Raw genomic sequence first — 14,510 nt, 5'->3', positions numbered from 1 at the left:
AGCCTAATGATAGGAATAGTATCATTCCTTTTCTCTGGACTTCACTGTTAGCTAGTACGATTATGAGTGGTAATAACCAAGTAATGACCGCAGATGTGAAAAGAGATACTCCTAAAATTGTAAATGTCATTTCATTGTGAACGCCTGAATAGTTGACTACAAAACTTAGTATCAACATTACCCAAAACAGAGCAATAGATTGTTTTAGTAACCTCAGCATTTTCATTAGCATTATTCTGGGAACTCTAATCAAGCAATAAATGTGGTCAATGTAAGCTTTTGTTTAATTGAAATCTAGGATTGTTCCATTATAGGGATGGAAGTGTGATGTTTGTGACGTACATATAACAAATAATTTAAGCAGATTCGCAACGCTTGGCAGTTTCAGTTTGAATCAGCTTTAGTGATTAAGGCACAATGGCTTAGTTTGGTGGCAGTGTTGCTCACTACTTAGCTTAGCGTCAGCTGACAAGAGTTTTCACACACATTGCAAAGATTGGAGGATTCATGAAAGGTAAAGGAAAGTGTTTATGTGGCTCGGTTAAATTGGAAGTAGAGTACGCCAGTTACGAATTGGCGGCTTGCCATTGTAGTATGTGTAGAACTTGGTCAGGCGGTCCGATGTTAGCTATTGATTGCGCTGATTCAGTTGAAATATCAGGTGAATCAAATATTGTAAGGTACCAATCATCAGATTGGGCAGAAAGAGGTTTCTGCGGTCAATGCGGTACCCACTTGTTTTACTTTTTAGTGCCAAGTAATCAGTATCACCTTCCTGTTGGGTTGCTGATGCCTGGGGATGACTACAAGTTAACTCATCAAATATTCATTGATGAAAAGCCCGAATACTACGAATTTAAAAATGAAACACAAAATATGACTGGTGCGGAAGTTTTTGCTTACTTTGAAAGTGGAGAGTAAGCAGCTAACAAGGCATTTAAGAGTGATTCCCAACGCTTGGCATTTTTAGTTCAAGGTTGGGTTTCGTGTTTACGGCGCAATGGTTTAGGTCTGTGGTAGCGTTGCTCACACCTTAATGCGGCGTTATAACTCATGAGCTCGCTCGAAAGTCTAGCAAGTGTATTTGATGTTTCTTTAATCGGGTTGTTTCATATGAGCTTGGTTTATCTTTACGAGGCAGTTATGAAGTCTAGACAATGTCCCAAGTGTCGGAAAAATGTTGCATTTAGCTGGTTTTTCTTTAGTTCTCATTGGACGAAGTATCGTTGTATTGAATGTGGCTCGCTGATGAAATGGAGTAGGAGGCGAGCTTATCTAGGAGCAATATCCGGTGGTTTCGCTGGCCCATTTGTCATTTCTACACAATCTCTCATTCCATCTGCGTTTCTTAGAATCTCTATTGCCATTATTTTCGCAATAGTTTTGGCAGTTTCTGTGAATAAGCAGATTGAGTACATCGACGAAACTGAGTTATAACAAAGCGCTTAAGGCAGATTCGCAACGTGTTGCATTTTTAGTATGCGTTGATTTATGTGTTTAAGGTGCCATGCGGTGGCTTCGTATTGCGTTGCTCACTACTTAGTTTAGCGTTAGCTCATCGTTAAAAAAGAGATATGAGTCGAGCTTGAGTTTTTTTTATACATTTTCTTTCTGAGACTATTTCATACTGTTCGAGCGGAGGGCAATATGAAAGAGTTAAGATTAACAAACGCTATGATCACGTTCATTTTGGGAATGATTATCGCGAGTTTAGTTTCAAAAGGGAGCTTTTTGGGGACAGCGTTCAAATATCCTTCAGATTTTATGTTTATAGTGTTTGGTGGCCTACTAGCATTCCTGATTTCTGGAGTTTCAATTAGGTACTTGCAGAAAGGTTATTGGAAAGAGTCAGCGTTAATGTATCCAATTTACTATTATGGTTCTTTTGGGCTTTTTGCTGATGGTCATTTAGCAGGTTGGACGCATAGTGGCAGTGTTGGGGAAAAACTAATGATGTCTCAAATATACATTTTGCTATCACTCGTTTCGGTATTTATTCCACTTATTATCGCTGCAATCTCGGTTGCTCACATTGTTTTATTGAGATCAGAGGTGAAAAAAGTACGAACATAACAAGAGGCTATGGCGTCAATAGCTAATTTTTGACGTTATCTTTATCCCATATTACACCGTCTCTTAGTATTGAATTTAAGATAACAACCATCTTTCTTTCTCATTTTAGACGGATTCCCAACGCTTGGCATTTTTGGTTTTAGTTCCGTGCTTACGGTGTACAAATTAAGTGCAGTGGGAGTGTTGCACGCACCTTTATGCGCATTATAACTTGTCTGCCTTATTACACTTATAGGGGGAACCATGTACCTTTAAAGAATGTCCAACATTTAGATGTTCAAATATTGAGGTTCCGATGAATTTTCTCCGTAAGTATAAAATAAGCGTCCTTTTCTGTATCTGCGGTATTTTGTGTTTAATTGTTTATAACATCATCGGCTCATCCGTAGATGAAAAAGGTTTTTTAGTTGAGCCATTTGGACTTATTCCTTTATTTTGGCTTTTTCAGCTACTGGCGTTGGTGGCTTTAGTTGTCACCTTCGCAAGACATAGAAAGGCGCAGTAAATGGGCTAATGAAGCTACAAGTACACGAAGGAGCTTCGTTATAATAAGCTCTGAAACGTTACTGATGGGAGGCGCTAATGTTATTTTTCCTATCCCCAGCATGATTTGTAGTACCTCATTTTTGGCTTGGTATTGAAGACAAGTTTCGATGAGTCTTGATATCTCTTCTGCTCCATCGTTTGCATGGAAAGTAGTTGGCTGAGTGTCGCTTCGCTATCATTTTGGCTCGTATTTGCAGAGCACTTAACGCGGGGCGTTGATACACTAATAGTCGGCAGGTATATGAACTACAAATTGATTACTGTGCTGGTGTGTGGTTCTAATGCTAGGTGTATAACCAGTATTCGAGGTTCTATCTAGTCCTTTTAATTTTAGTTTTAGCTTTTCGCTTTGCTCATATAGTCAACGTGAATCACCTTAACGTGGAGCCTTGATTCATGCTGATAAGTGACACTTTATGGAGATCATATAGATATCAAAGAATCGGATTGGAAAAATATTTTATGAAATAAAGAATGTAGCCGTTCTGCTATTTTGTACTCATAGCTAGATGAAGTCATCAAAGCGATTGTTGATGAATCATAACCAGTTAGGGGAAGGTTGGATTTGATGTGTCAGCATCTCTAAGGGAAATTAAGCTTATCTTTGATTATACTCTCTAAGTCGGGTAGTTAGGTTACTCCCTTTAGGGCTGAAAATGGACGGCAACCTACCATAGTAAATATCGGCACCGACTTCAATTTTTCCAGGTTTTAGGTGCTACTGCCACCTTTCACCTTTCGTCCACCCAAGCAAGACTGGGATAAAGTGGGAAAGAGGAAAGTTGATTATTTTCAGTGTATTGTGCGAGATTTACGACGTTTTTGAGGGCTCAGAAACGGTGAAACCCCGATGTTGGTAGCATCGGGGTTTCGAATTTCTAGATTTTTCGACTGGTAAGATCGATTATCTTTTCTATGCAGAAGGTTTGGATTTATCCAATCTTATTCCTTGGTAGGGAATTAGATACGGATGAAGTCCATGTGCTCAACTTTAGGCTTGAACGCGTGACGTTGAACGTCTTGCGGTTTAACCTTAACTTCTGCGCCGTCAATCACTAGAGTGATTGTTTCGTAGAATTCAGGCTTATCCATTTGGTTGATCACGTCATCGTGAATAAGTTCGATAGCTACAGCTGCTGCTTCACCACCGTAGATTACAGCTGGGAATTTACCAGCGTGACGTAGGCGGCGGCTCGCACCTTTACCTAGTTCAGTACGTACTACTGCTTCAAATTTCATAGTTTTACTCTCAAATTAGTAAAAATTAACTTCACACCTCAATGCGACCTTGAGTGTGTGGCAATGCTTAGGCATAAACGAGATCATGCTTAAGCGAGCGCGGATACTAACATCACATAATTAATTGAGCAAGTAAGATCCTTTTTGATAGCTCATTTAGAGGGCTAAAAAATTTGTTTGTCGATAAAGTGTACGTTTATGTTGATGATGTTTGGTCCGTCTTTCAAATATTGGGTAATTTGGAAAATAGAATTCACCCTCTTTGGTTAAAGGTAGAATTAGACAGTAATAGCTATCAACTTACTCAATAACCGGTATCGAGGTTCTAACGAGTCTGAGAAACCTTTAGGATTAGAGAGGCTCTTAAGCCACCCATAGAGCTTTTGCCCAAAGTTAAGCTGCCACGATAGCTGTGTGCCATCTCATTCACAATATTAAGCCCAAGTCCTGTTCCTGGTGTGGTTTCGTCAAGACGAACACCTCGCTTCGTTACCTGTTCGAGTTTTTCTTCAGGGATACCTTGTCCGTCATCCTCTACAATTAATTCAACATTGCCGTCAGTAAGATCCTTGGCGTGCACTCGAATAATACTACGTGCCCATTTATAGCTGTTCTCGAGCAGGTTTCCGAGCATTTCATCGAGGTCGGTTTTTTCAACTGCGACATCAAGTTCTAAATCCAGTTCGTTGACCATGGTTACGTTGTTGTCGGCATAGACTTTGTCAAACGCCATCGCAATTGCCTCGACACGTTCACAGGGCGACGACTTAACCGAAAGGATGTTCATTGCGCCTGCCATACGTGCACGGCCAAGGTGATAATCTATTTGGCTTTGAATTTGATGGATAGGTTCCTGTAAGAGTTTCTTATCATCATCGGGAAGCCTCTCTATTTCATTTTTGAGAACCGATAGTGGTGTTTTTAAGGCGTGAGAAAGGTTGCCTGCGTGGTTACGAGCTCGCTCCAACAATTCTTGATAATGGAAGAGTAAGGCATTGAGATCAGACACTAATGGCGACACTTCTTTTGGGTAATTATCGCTTAAGCCTTGTTGTTCCCCCTTTCTTAGTAATGCTAACTCTCGTTGCATCTTATTCAGAGGAAGTAGAGACCAACTGACTTGAATACCTATCAACAATAAAACACCAACGAACAATAGCAGTAATATAAGCCACACTTGCCCTGTGAGTTGATTGAGTGTCGATTCTAATGAGTTGTCATTCATACCTATAGTTATAGTGACAGGGTCACTTAGTTCAGGGAGGTAGATATCTTGCTCAATATAGATCAGTTTCTCCTCTTTAGGCCCTTTGACTGACGTATGTATCGGTGACCGTTTTATAGTGAGGTCTTTGTCCCATAGCGAGCGAGAACGAATGATTTGATCTTGGGTTGAGGCGCGCCAATAGATACCGCTGTAAGGTTGGTTTAATCTGGGGTCTGAAAGGCGCTCAGCCATTATCAGTGCTCCATGATTATTGGTTTCGATATTGGCTGTTAGCTCATCCATGGTTAAGCTAAGCTGTTGTTTCATGTCATCGACGAGGTAGTCGTTAACCAGTTTTGGTATACCGATACCTGCTGCTAATATCATAGCACCTAGCCAAAAAGCCGCAGCAAGGAGCAAGCGGCTTTTTAGGCTGGTGTTTTTAAGTGTTTTTCTTTTTAAGTTCATTCATTACCAGCCAGTTTATACTCGTCAGCATTACGATGATCTGAATAGACTGTCCACTTATATTGAGAGGGTTATTCGGCATTTAATTGGTAACCAAGCCCACGAACCGTTTTGATTATCTTCGGTGCGATTTTTTTACGAATACGACCAATAAACACTTCGACAGTGTTTGAGTCACGGTCGAAGTCTTGCTTGTAAATATGTTCGATGAGCTCAGTACGAGATATGACTTTGTTCTGATTATGCATGAAGTAAGCAACAACTTTATATTCTAATGCTGTCAGGCTTACAGCTTGCCCTTGCCAAAGCACTTTAGAGCTGCGAGTGTCTAAGCTTAAGTCACCAATCTGAAGGATAGGCGAAGCACTACCAGATGCTCGACGTAGTTGAGTTCGAATCCGAGCGATTAGTTCAACCATTTCGAAAGGTTTAGTGATGTAATCATCGGCCCCTGCGTTTAATCCTTCTACACGCTGAGTTAGGGTGTCACGAGCGCTCAAGATAATAACTGGTGTATTGATGTTTTCATCTCGAATGCCTTTTAATATTGTTAGCCCATCAAGCTTTGGTAAACCTAAATCAAGAACGATCGCGTCCCATGCTTCTGATGTTGCTCGGTAAAGTGCATCGATACCATCTCGAGAAAGTTCTGGAACCCAGTCGGCTTCCTCGAGTGTTTCAATAATCTGTTGTCCCAAACGCGGCTCGTCTTCAACGACTAAAATTTTCATGACTGGTTCTTCTTCTTATTTTTAGGCTAAATCTTGCTGATGTCGCTGGCTAACTTTTCAGCGCTTACTCGTGATGGTCGTTTTTGATAGCTTCTTTAAAGTTGCGACCTTTTATCATCAGCATTTCTAATGTTTCAGCATTGTATTCAACTTTGATGATGTTGTTTTGAAAATTGATTTTCAGCTCATAGACCCAGACGTCATCGTCTTCTTCTAGCTCTACTTTAATAATTCTGCCGTGCAGATCATTTTCGACCGCTGCGTACATTTCTGAGAAAGGACGAATATAGCCTGCTCGTACAGCGTCATAGACTTCATCTTGATCTTCTTCAAATTCGATACGGGTTCCTGCTTTATGGACATCTTGTACAAGGTCATGGCCGTTATGAGCTGAATCAGCCCATACGCCAACAGAAACCAGTAAGCCTAAGCTTAAAGAAAACAAAGAAATCATAGCTTTATTAAACATAGCGAATCCTAGAGAAGGTTGATAGCGTTCAGTATAAAAAAGTAATTCTGAACAGAAAGTGAACCTGATTAATTATGAGCTTTAGGTTCTCAAAAAATGAGGTATTAGCGCTGCTGAAGCTCACCTTCGAATATCTTGTCTCTCATTTTCCAAAAGCGCCCAACTTTGCGTGCAATCACGAATTGAGGCGGGCGGAATCTATGTTGGTGAGCAACCACTTTTGTAGGTGAGGACTCTTCAAATGGCCTGTGTCTGTCGGCAAGGTGGGGGCGAACAAACTGATCCTTAAAGTTCTGCTTCTGTTTCTTGGTAGTTAATGACCAAAACTCATGCACTTGTGCCTGGTTTTCGCCGCGGTAGGTGACTTTAAGTTGTGATTTTCCTTTGTCATCTTTAAGCACGTTGAGATCCATTTCCAAACACTCAAACACCAAGGCATCTTTTAGGTTGAGTGCTTCTTTAAGCTTTTTGTCTGGGTCAACCAGAGTAGCATCGCACTCATGACAAATTCGCGCAGCAATGTCGTTATCGGCACCACATTCACCGCAGTATTTTGCACGGAAACGGTAGCCGCAATGTTCGCGTTCGTCTGTGTCTTCATCGGTAAAGTAGCCTTGGCATTTACGACCAAAATGTTCGAGTAAGAAGCCATTACTGTCTAGTTTGCCCCAAAAATTGTTGTTGAAGCCACAAGCAGGGCAGGGAATCGTAATGATCTCACTGTCGGAATCCGGCTTTGGATCGCCTACCTCAGGTTGATAAAGGTCGTAACTGTTGCCTGCATAATCCAGCACTAAACACTCTTTTTTGCCTGGAGATAAACGTAAGCCTCGGCCAACAATTTGTTGATACAAGCTGATGGACTCTGTGGGGCGCAATATGGCTATTAAATCGACATGCGGTGCATCAAAACCTGTTGTCAAAACTGACACGTTGACCAAGAATTTGATTCTACGTTCTTTGAAGTCATTGATGATTTGGTCGCGTTCTAACGTAGGTGTATCACCAATGACAATCGATGCTTCACCTTCCGGCAATAAACCGAGGATCTCTTGCGCGTGTCGAACGGTGGCGGCAAATACCATGATGCCGAGCTTGTCTTGGGCTAGGTGAATGATCTGGTCGACAATCTGCGGTGTAGCGCGTTTTGATTGCTCGATCACCATGTCTAACTCGGCTTCTTTATAACGGCCCGTGCTTGCTGGCTTTAATTGCGAGAAGTCGTAACTCAATACTGGCGCATCTATCATGCGGGCAGGGGTTAAGAAGCCTTCATCAAGTAGGTAACGAATGGGCAGCTCAAAGATACAGTCTCGAAAGAAACGTGGCTCGTCTGAGCGCACTTGTCCGCGGGTGTGATATTGATAAATCCATCCCATACCAAGACGATAAGGGGTCGCTGTTAATCCAAGGACCTTAATTCCCGAATTATTTTCACGTAAGTGAGTGATTACTTTCTGGTAGCTACTATTCTTTTCGTCAGGCACACGGTGGCATTCATCGATAACTAAAAGTGAAAATTGATTGGAGAATGAATCGAGGTTACGAACCACGGATTGAACCGACGCGAATACCACTTGTTGGTCGGTCTCTTTGCGGCCTAAACCAGCAGAAAAAATTGAGCCTTTTAACCCATAACCTTCATATTTTTCATGATTTTGCTCTACCAGTTCTTTAACGTGAGCCAGCACCAGAACGCGGCCCTTCGCAAGCCTTGCTAGTTCAGCAATCACAAGGCTTTTGCCTGCCCCGGTTGGCAGTACCAAAACCGCTGGAGTTTGGTGTTTTCTGAAGTAATGAATCACTGATTTTACGGAGTCAGCTTGGTACGGGCGGAGTGTATACATATCGCATCTTGTAAAATGAAAAACAAATAGTGTGAAATAGCTCAACTAATTGAGCAAAGGTGACTATAATACCTGACTTAGATTAGTTGAGGTATTCATGCGTTTAGATAAATTTCTGTGCGATGCATTAGGCGTCACGCGAAGAGAAGCAACACACTTATTAAAATCAAAAGCAGTGACAGTGAATGATGTCATTCAAAAAAGCGGCTCACTTAAGGTAACTGAAGAGTGCGTGGTAGAATGGCAAGGGAATGAACTGCATGTTCACGGTCCACGTTATATCATGCTGTATAAGCCAGAAGGCTTTGTCTGTTCGCATGAAGATGGCGCAAATCGTATCGCGTTTGAATTGCTTGATGAAATCAAAATGGACAAGCTACACTTTGCTGGTCGTCTAGATGTTGATACTACTGGCCTTGTGTTGATTACTGATGATGGGAAGTGGTCCCACCGTATTACATCACCAAAGCATAAATGCAAAAAAACGTACCGTGTGTGGTTGGTTGATCCTGTTGAAGCTGACTACATTGAGAAGTTCAAAGAAGGTATTCAGCTTAAGAGTGAAGATAGCCTAACACTTCCTGCACATCTTGATGTTCGTGCAGAGCGTGAAGTTCTATTAACGATTCACGAAGGCAAATACCACCAAGTAAAACGTATGTTTGCGGCGCTTGGTAACAAGGTAGAAGCACTACACCGTGAGCGTATTGGCGAAATTGAGATGGACGAATCTTTAGAATTAGGTGAATACCGTTACCTAACGCAAGAAGAAGTTGATTCTATCTGGAAGTAACCCTTTCGTTGTATGGCCGACCATGGATAGTGTCGGCTGATGATGTTGACTGGTACTAGGACAGTTTCAGCCATTATTCCTATTTGTTATTGTTATGCCCATATTCGTGTATTGTTGTGCGAATGTTCCTGCTCACATAAACCTCGTACTTAGTCGGAGAGTTATGCAAACGTCTACCCAACAGACCCCAAATTCACAACCACAAACTCCTCAGTTAGGTTGGATGCTATTTTTGGTTCTGGGTGCGATTGGTGCACTGACACCACTCGCCATCGATATGTACCTGCCCGCAATGCCAACGATCGCCAAAGATCTCGGCGTAACAGCGGGTGAAGTACAAATCACACTCACAGCGTACACCGCAGGTTTTGCGTTAGGTCAGTTGTTACATGGCCCGTTAGCCGACAGTTATGGTCGAAAGCCAGTTCTACTGATTGGTGTCTTCTTCTTTGCGATTGCGTCTGTTGTGAGTGCCACTACTCATGGCATTGAAGCGTTAACGTTAGTTCGTACTGCTCAAGGTTTTGCAGGGGCGGCGGCGGCGGTCATTATCCAAGCCGTTGTGCGTGATATGTTTGACCGTGAAGATTTCGCAAGAACGATGTCGTTCGTTACCTTGGTGATGACGGTTGCGCCACTTATCGCACCTATGATTGGCGGTTACTTGGCATTGTGGTTCGGCTGGCGTTCAATCTTTTGGGTCTTAGCTATTTTTGCGGTGATTGTGATCCTCGCGGTAATGATCAAAATCCCTGAGACACTGTCTGTTGAAAATCGCCAGCCACTGCGCTTTAAAACGACGATTCGCAATTACGCTCGTTTATGTAAAAACCCGACCGCTATGGGCCTGATTTTCTCGGGTGCGTTCTCGTTCTCTGGGATGTTTGCATTCTTAACCGCAGGTTCTTTTGTCTACATTGATATCTACGGCGTACGTCCTGACCTGTTCGGTTATCTGTTTGGCCTGAATATTGTTGCGATGATTCTAATGACGACAATCAATGGTCGAATCGTTAAAAAGGTCGGTTCTCATACCATGCTGAGAACAGCGCTAGTCATTCAATTACTGGCTGGCGTGGGTTTACTGGCCGGTTGGGCATTGGATCTCGGGCTTTGGGGTATTGTGCCGTTTGTGATGCTGTTTATTGGCACTATTTCTACAATTGGTAGTAACTCCATGGGTCTATTGCTAAGTGGTTATCCAAACATGGCAGGCACGGCTTCATCGCTTGCGGGAACATTAAGATTTGGTACTGGTTCTGTCGTTGGAGCGATCGTTGCGATGCTACCAAGTGACAGTGCTGGGTCTATGGCTATGGTAATGGCTGCGTGTGCAGTAATGTCAGCATTACTATATTGGACATTAGGAAAGAAGGCATAATGTCAAAATACTATATTGAAATTCAGAAGTTAGTGAATGATGCGCTAGGTGAGTTATACGCTCTGCATAAGTCAGGTAAAGCGATTGACGCACCTATTGCAAACAACCTTTACCTGGTTCGTTGGGTAACCAAAGCGATTAAGGCTCAATCTTACGATCGCGTGATTGTGCCGGACTTAGTTCGCTGGCAAAAGCAGGGGCGCTCAAAGGGTAACAACTCTGATTTAACCTTTACCTTCAAACGTATCTCTGCTTTCTACGGTCAGTTTTTCCCTGAAGGCGAGGAACCGAAAGCGCTAAAAGACAGCGATGTTGAAGCGTTTATGGACAAGATGTACGAGATGGGTTGGAGCGTATCAAGCGAAGACGAGCTAACCACTGGTGGAAAAATCCAATTCTTTACCGATGGTGAGCACTCATTTGCCTTGTGTGGCAAACAGTGTGACGACTCTTTCGACGGCGAGTTGATGGTTAAGCCAATGAACTGGTTTGTTCGCGGAAACCACGCTGAGTTTATTCAAGCGGCGATGGAAGCGGGTTTTATGCTTCACAAAGTGACGGACTACAAGTCTGCGGTGAAGTACCACGGTGAATATATCGTTTATCCTGCAAACCAAGGTAATCAATTGGCTGAGATTCCAATTAGCTTTATTGGCTAGTCGCGGATTCGGGATACGAGATGAGAGATACGAAGAGCGGAATTATCCGCTCTTTTTGTGCCTCTCATAGCGCGTGTCGCAAATTTGCTGTTAAGTCTTTTCGCATCTCGGCACTCGAATCTGCTTTTAATCTCTTCTCATCCCGTTACTCTAATCCTGTATCCGCTTCTAATCCTGCTCTTGTGCCTGCTTCTCAATCGCCTTCACCATGCCCTTAAAGATAAACAGATGGGCTGGCATCATTGCGAACCAATATAACAATCCTAAAAAGCCTTTTGGATGCCACCAAGCTGATATGTTCAGTTCGCGGCAGTCATCTTGGTCAGATACCGTAATTTCCAGTCTCCCTAACCCTGGGCCTTTCATACCAAAAAGTAGAGATAAGAACTGGTTTTCTTCACAGCGAATGACTTTCCACGAGTCTATTTTGTCACCGACTTTTAAGTTTGGGCCTTCAGGCATTTGTCGAACGGGTATACCGCCACCAAACAGAACATCTAGCCATTCTCGTGTGCGCCATAAAGCGTTAGCAAAGAAATAACCTTGCTTGGGGCTGCCTATCTGCTGTGCGACATCCCACAGTGATTCCAGTGACGCGGTTGAAGTGATGCTTGCACCAGTTTTCTTGGGGTAGTAGCCATACCCAGCCTGCCATCGTTTGAACGCGGTTTTATCGAAGCCCCAGACATTACTTTTAACGAAATTTCCTTCAGCGTGAATGGCTTGCTCAACCATACTCTCGAACGATATAAGCTTCTGAGGGTACATTTCTCTTATGGTCGTCGAACTAGCAATAAAGTCATGCTTTAAGCCTGCAAGAAGTGCTCTGCCTATATTTGAAGGGACAGAAGTTACCACGCCTAACCAATAGGAAGCGATTTGAGGCGTTAGTAATGATGTTGCCCAAAGCCTCAGTGGGCGATCGGCTGTTTTGGCTATATGAGCAAACTGATTTCGGTAAGAGACAATATCAGGTCCGCCAACCTCAAACGTTTGACTTTCATTGGGTGTGTCCTGTGCGAGTTTCAGCAAGTAGTGGTTAAGGTTTTGCAAGGCGATTGGGTTGGCTTTGGAGTCGACCCATTTTGGCGCAATCATGATGGGTAGGTTGTAAACGAAATCTCGCATGATCTCAAATGCCGCAGAGCCGGGGCCAATGATGACGCCAGCTTGGAGCTCGGTTACTGGAACGGGGCCTTTTCGAAGTAGCTGTCCGGTTTTTTTTCTGGCTTGAAGGTGTTCTGAGTCACCGGTTTGAGGCTGAAGAGAGCTGAGATAGATAACGTGTTGATTCTTCGGCCCAAGCGCTGAAATAAAGTTACGCGCTAAGCTGAGTTCGTAATCAATGAAATCATGGCCTTCTGCCATCCCATGAACTAAGAAGAAGATAAGATCAAAATCAGGCACTAATGCTTGCGTCGCCGCTTGATCGGCGAGATCAAGGTATTCGAGTGATAAGTTGTCGTGAGGTTGGGTTCTTGCCTTTAAATAGTCAATATGCCTTGCTGCTGCAGTGACTTGGTAGCCTTGTTCAAGCAGGAGAGGGAGGAGTTGTGAACCAACATATCCAGAAGCGCCTAAAACCAGTACTTTCTTCATTGTTACTCCATTTATCTCTGTGGTTAAAAACCGAACATTGATATAATAGCGCGATATTTATCTTTATTCATCAATACGTTCCGTTTAGGTATCTCTATGTTGCTCTCTTCCATTCTTCATCACACTCGCGGTGATTTTGTTCGTAGGCTTATTGCGATTGCTTTGCCTATCACTTTACAGAGCATTATGTTTTCAAGCCGAGGCTTAGTGGATGTGTTGATGTTGGGTCAGCTTGGAGAAGCTGACATTGCCGCAGTCGGTGTTGCAAGCCGTGCCATGTTTGTGACCACCATTATGTTGGTGGGTGTGACCACGGGTGGCGCATTGTTGACCGCACAATATTGGGGAGCGGGCGACAAACAAGGTGTGAGGGAAAGCACGGCACTAACGTGGTTGGTCTCGACGTTGTTTGCGTTACTGACTATTGTTTTCTTTGTCTCTTTCCCTGCGCAAATCATGGGCGTGACCACGGACTCTCAAGAAGTCATTAATTTGGGTATGGAATACATCGTTATTACCTCATTTAGCATGTTGGCGGTATCGTGCGTTAGCAGCATGGCTGTTGGCTTAAGAGCGATGCATAAACCGGGTATCAGTACTTTCTTTAGTGGTATTGGCATCCTTTCTAATGTGTTCTTAAACTGGGTACTGATCTTCGGTCATTTGGGCTTTCCTGCTCTTGGTATAAAAGGCGCAGCGATTGCGACGGTAATGAGTGGGGCTATTGAAGTGGCGACCTTGTTTGGTTACCTCTATTTCTCTAAGCATTTATTAGCCTTTAAATTCTGCGATATTAAAGCGGCAGCGACCGTTGAAAAAGTGGTTCGTTTTCTGAAGTTATCGTTGCCGACGACGTTTAATTTCTTAGCTTGGGCTGGTGGCCTTTTTGCTTATCACGCAATCATGGGACAATCGGGCGTTCAAGGTTTGGCTGCACTGTCAGTCATGACGCCGGTTGAGTCTATCTCATTGAGCCTATTGATTGGCATGTCGAATGCGGCTGCGGTTTTGGTTGGAAATCAACTTGGTGCTAAGCACAATGAAGCAGTTTACTATCAAGCTTTGGGCTTAACGATTTTGTGTTTCTTGACCAGTATTGTTGTTGCGATTTTTCTCTACTTTATGCAAACGCCAATACTGAATTCGTTTAGCGCTTTGACTGAGGAAACCAGAGCCCTTTCGGAAAAGTTCATTCTGATTCTAAGCGTAGGGATTGTGCTTCGCTCAATTCCGATGACGGTCATTGTAGGGGTACTGAGAGCAGGAGGGGATGTTAAGTTTTGTCTCTATCAAGACTTGATTGCTCAGTGGGTTATCGGTATTCCATTGGCAGCGATCGCCGCTATTTATCTCAAGTTCACGCCTGAGTGGGTGTATTTACTGTTCTTAACTGAAGAGGTGATTAAATGGGGCGGTTCGCTCTATCGGGTAAAAACAAGGAAATGGATTAAAAATTTAATAGAAAATTGAAGTAGAGCGCATCTATCACATCACTTTA

At 43.1% G+C, this 14,510-nt stretch carries 13 protein-coding genes and 1 pseudogene; 7 read left to right on the top strand and 7 right to left on the bottom strand.

Going from position 1 to position 14,510, the window contains the following annotated elements; translation table 11 throughout:
• The first annotated feature begins 507 nt into the window (after positions 1 to 507).
• The 3 genes from OCU50_RS08360 to OCU50_RS08350 all read left to right on the top strand — a co-directional run bounded on the left by OCU50_RS08360 (position 508) and on the right by OCU50_RS08350 (position 2,578).
• Entirely contained in the window at positions 508 to 921 is a 414-nt protein-coding gene (locus tag OCU50_RS08360) for a GFA family protein (RefSeq protein WP_060467956.1), read from the top strand.
• Positions 922 to 1,647: 726 nt separating this feature from the next.
• Positions 1,648 to 2,073 carry a hypothetical protein gene (locus tag OCU50_RS08355; RefSeq protein ID WP_060467954.1) on the top strand — a complete coding sequence of 142 codons (426 nt, stop codon included), beginning with the start codon at positions 1,648 to 1,650 and terminating at the stop codon, positions 2,071 to 2,073.
• Between the two features lie 295 nt (positions 2,074 to 2,368).
• Complete coding sequence (locus OCU50_RS08350; RefSeq protein ID WP_060467953.1) at positions 2,369 to 2,578, top strand: DUF3955 domain-containing protein; 210 nt, start codon at positions 2,369 to 2,371, stop codon at positions 2,576 to 2,578.
• Between the two features lie 45 nt (positions 2,579 to 2,623).
• Here the strand turns inward: OCU50_RS08350 and OCU50_RS08345 are convergent.
• From OCU50_RS08345 to radD, 6 genes and pseudogenes are all read right to left on the bottom strand, one after another.
• A pseudogene (locus tag OCU50_RS08345) lies at positions 2,624 to 2,743 on the bottom strand (IS110 family transposase); the annotation flags it as partial.
• A gap of 836 nt (positions 2,744 to 3,579) precedes the next feature.
• Entirely contained in the window at positions 3,580 to 3,858 is a 279-nt protein-coding gene (gene rplY / locus OCU50_RS08340; protein WP_060467952.1) for a 50S ribosomal protein L25, read from the bottom strand.
• A 325-nt stretch (positions 3,859 to 4,183) separates the two neighbouring features.
• Complete coding sequence (locus OCU50_RS08335; protein ID WP_060467951.1) at positions 4,184 to 5,533, bottom strand: ATP-binding protein; 1,350 nt, start codon at positions 5,531 to 5,533, stop codon at positions 4,184 to 4,186.
• A gap of 71 nt (positions 5,534 to 5,604) precedes the next feature.
• Complete coding sequence (locus tag OCU50_RS08330; RefSeq protein WP_017057576.1) at positions 5,605 to 6,264, bottom strand: response regulator transcription factor; 660 nt, start codon at positions 6,262 to 6,264, stop codon at positions 5,605 to 5,607.
• Between the two features lie 64 nt (positions 6,265 to 6,328).
• Positions 6,329 to 6,733, bottom strand: coding sequence for a PepSY domain-containing protein (locus OCU50_RS08325; protein ID WP_060467950.1), 405 nt, complete (start codon positions 6,731 to 6,733; stop codon positions 6,329 to 6,331).
• Positions 6,734 to 6,837: 104 nt separating this feature from the next.
• Complete coding sequence (radD, locus tag OCU50_RS08320; protein WP_060467949.1) at positions 6,838 to 8,580, bottom strand: DNA repair helicase RadD; 1,743 nt, start codon at positions 8,578 to 8,580, stop codon at positions 6,838 to 6,840.
• 97 nt (positions 8,581 to 8,677) lie between these two features.
• On the opposite strand from radD, the gene rsuA reads away from it, so the two are divergent.
• The 3 genes from rsuA to OCU50_RS08305 all read left to right on the top strand — a co-directional run bounded on the left by rsuA (position 8,678) and on the right by OCU50_RS08305 (position 11,413).
• Positions 8,678 to 9,373, top strand: coding sequence for a 16S rRNA pseudouridine(516) synthase RsuA (gene rsuA, locus OCU50_RS08315; RefSeq protein ID WP_060467948.1), 696 nt, complete (start codon positions 8,678 to 8,680; stop codon positions 9,371 to 9,373).
• A gap of 163 nt (positions 9,374 to 9,536) precedes the next feature.
• Entirely contained in the window at positions 9,537 to 10,754 is a 1,218-nt protein-coding gene (locus OCU50_RS08310) for a Bcr/CflA family multidrug efflux MFS transporter (protein WP_060467947.1), read from the top strand.
• The gene (locus OCU50_RS08305; RefSeq protein WP_060467946.1) at positions 10,754 to 11,413 is read left to right on the top strand and encodes a DUF2913 family protein; all 660 of its coding nucleotides are present in this window, start codon (positions 10,754 to 10,756) and stop codon (positions 11,411 to 11,413) included. Before OCU50_RS08310 ends, OCU50_RS08305 begins: the two co-directional genes overlap by 1 nt.
• Before the next feature lie 168 nt (positions 11,414 to 11,581).
• Here OCU50_RS08305 and OCU50_RS08300 read toward each other — a convergent pair whose 3' ends face one another.
• Positions 11,582 to 13,012, bottom strand: coding sequence for a DUF2867 domain-containing protein (locus OCU50_RS08300; protein WP_060467945.1), 1,431 nt, complete (start codon positions 13,010 to 13,012; stop codon positions 11,582 to 11,584).
• 96 nt (positions 13,013 to 13,108) lie between these two features.
• On the opposite strand from OCU50_RS08300, the gene OCU50_RS08295 reads away from it, so the two are divergent.
• Positions 13,109 to 14,482, top strand: coding sequence for an MATE family efflux transporter (locus OCU50_RS08295; protein ID WP_060467944.1), 1,374 nt, complete (start codon positions 13,109 to 13,111; stop codon positions 14,480 to 14,482).
• Positions 14,483 to 14,510 lie beyond the last annotated feature (28 nt).

This window comes from Vibrio toranzoniae (genome assembly GCF_024347655.1).
Lineage (GTDB): Bacteria > Pseudomonadota > Gammaproteobacteria > Enterobacterales > Vibrionaceae > Vibrio > Vibrio toranzoniae.
Note: the sequence above shows the minus strand (reverse complement) of the source record. Positions and strands in the feature narration are given on the sequence as shown.

What these genes read in the sequence shown, in the direction of transcription:
- rsuA (WP_060467948.1), top strand. Translation starts at nt 8,678, where the DNA reads ATGCGTTTAGATAAATTTCTGTGCGATGCATTAGGCGTCACGCGAAGA.
- rplY (WP_060467952.1), bottom strand. Translation starts at nt 3,858, where the DNA reads ATGAAATTTGAAGCAGTAGTACGTACTGAACTAGGTAAAGGTGCGAGC.
- OCU50_RS08335 (WP_060467951.1), bottom strand. Translation starts at nt 5,533, where the DNA reads ATGAACTTAAAAAGAAAAACACTTAAAAACACCAGCCTAAAAAGCCGC.
- OCU50_RS08360 (WP_060467956.1), top strand. Translation starts at nt 508, where the DNA reads ATGAAAGGTAAAGGAAAGTGTTTATGTGGCTCGGTTAAATTGGAAGTA.
- OCU50_RS08310 (WP_060467947.1), top strand. Translation starts at nt 9,537, where the DNA reads ATGCAAACGTCTACCCAACAGACCCCAAATTCACAACCACAAACTCCT.
- OCU50_RS08330 (WP_017057576.1), bottom strand. Translation starts at nt 6,264, where the DNA reads ATGAAAATTTTAGTCGTTGAAGACGAGCCGCGTTTGGGACAACAGATT.
- OCU50_RS08305 (WP_060467946.1), top strand. Translation starts at nt 10,754, where the DNA reads ATGTCAAAATACTATATTGAAATTCAGAAGTTAGTGAATGATGCGCTA.
- OCU50_RS08325 (WP_060467950.1), bottom strand. Translation starts at nt 6,733, where the DNA reads ATGTTTAATAAAGCTATGATTTCTTTGTTTTCTTTAAGCTTAGGCTTA.
- OCU50_RS08350 (WP_060467953.1), top strand. Translation starts at nt 2,369, where the DNA reads ATGAATTTTCTCCGTAAGTATAAAATAAGCGTCCTTTTCTGTATCTGC.
- OCU50_RS08295 (WP_060467944.1), top strand. Translation starts at nt 13,109, where the DNA reads ATGTTGCTCTCTTCCATTCTTCATCACACTCGCGGTGATTTTGTTCGT.
- OCU50_RS08355 (WP_060467954.1), top strand. Translation starts at nt 1,648, where the DNA reads ATGAAAGAGTTAAGATTAACAAACGCTATGATCACGTTCATTTTGGGA.
- radD (WP_060467949.1), bottom strand. Translation starts at nt 8,580, where the DNA reads ATGTATACACTCCGCCCGTACCAAGCTGACTCCGTAAAATCAGTGATT.
- OCU50_RS08300 (WP_060467945.1), bottom strand. Translation starts at nt 13,012, where the DNA reads ATGAAGAAAGTACTGGTTTTAGGCGCTTCTGGATATGTTGGTTCACAA.